Raw genomic sequence first — 1,427 nt, forward strand, 5'->3', positions numbered from 1 at the left:
CTAGTGTGATGCGCCACAAATCACGAGGGTAAGTTGATACCCTTTTATGGTGTCGCATCCTGGGCCTTCTGCCGTGGTGATCTCGCTGTCTGGGGACGAGCGTGCCGAGTTGCTGCGTCGGGCGGGGTCCTCGGACCGAAGAGCCGCTGAACGGGCCCGGATCATCCTGGCGTGTGCTGACGGTATGTCGAATGCCGCTGCCGCGAAGCTCGTTGGCGTTCAGGACAAGACGGTGCGCAAGTGGCGTGGCAAGTTCGCGGCCGAGGGGCTGGCCGGCCTGCAGGATGCCGGTCGCATCGGCCGCCCGAAGCCCGACCTGGTCCTGAGCGAGGCGGAACGGGACCAACTGATGCGCTGGGCCAGACGGGCGAAGACAGCGCAGTTCCTCGCGCTGCGGGCCAGAATCGTGCTGCGCTGCGCGGAGGGCGGGACGAACCGGCAGGCCGCGATGGACCTGGGCGTCGACGAGTCCACCGTGGAGCGCTGGCGGGCCCGGTTCATCGGCAAGCGGCTGGACGGCTTGCAGGACGAGCCCCGTCCGGGCAGGCCGCCCTCGATCCTGCTCGACCAGGTCGAGGACGTACTGGTGGCGACACTGGAGTCCACGCCAGGCAACGACACGCACTGGTCACGGACTTCGATGGCTGCCCGCACGGGGCTCTCGAAGTCGACCATCGGGCGCATCTGGAAGAAGTTCGACCTCAAGCCGCACTTGCAGGACAGCTTCAAGTTGTCCACCGACCCGCAGTTCGTGGCCAAGGTGGTGGATGTCGTCGGCCTGTACCACAACCCGCCCGAGCGGGCTGTCGTGCTCTGCGTGGACGAGAAGAGCCAGATCCAGGCGCTGGACCGGTCCCAGCCGGTCCTGCCGATGATGCCGGGCATGCCCGAGCGCCGAACCCACGACTACCTGCGGCACGGCATCACCAGCCTGTTCGCCGCCTTCAACATCGCCGACGGCACCGTCATCAGCGAACTGCACCGCCGCCACCGGGCCCTGGAGTTCAAGAAGTTCCTGGTCACCATAGACAAGGCCGTCCCCGCCGAACTCGACGTGCACCTGGTGTGCGACAACTACGCCACCCACAGCACCGCCGAGATCAGAACCTGGCTCAGCCGGCACCCGCGCTTCCACGTCCACTTCACCCCGACCGGCTCTTCCTGGATCAACCAGGTCGAGCGCTGGTTCGGCCTACTGACCGACAAGCTCATCCGCCGCGGCGTCCACACCTCCGTCAAAGCCCTCGAAGACGACATCAAGGCCTGGATCGACACCTGGAACGAGAACCCCAGACCGTTCACCTGGACCAAGACCGCCGACGAGATCCTCAAGTCCCTCGCCGACTACCTCGCCAAGATCAACCCACCAGATGCCGCAGCAGAGTAGAACTTACCCTCGTGATTTGTGGCGCATCACACTAGTGCCG

Annotated in this window: 1 protein-coding gene; it reads left to right on the forward strand. The window is 65.6% G+C overall.

The genetic code is table 11. The annotated features are described in order from the left end of the window. The first annotated feature begins 73 nt into the window (after positions 1 to 73). Positions 74 to 1,387: an IS630 family transposase gene (locus ADK60_RS22605; protein WP_079008617.1), complete on the forward strand. Its 1,314-nt coding sequence runs from the start codon at positions 74 to 76 to the stop codon at positions 1,385 to 1,387. Positions 1,388 to 1,427 lie beyond the last annotated feature (40 nt).

The organism is Streptomyces sp. XY431, from assembly GCF_001279805.1.
In the GTDB taxonomy this organism is placed as follows: Bacteria; Actinomycetota; Actinomycetes; order Streptomycetales; family Streptomycetaceae; genus Kitasatospora; species Kitasatospora purpeofusca.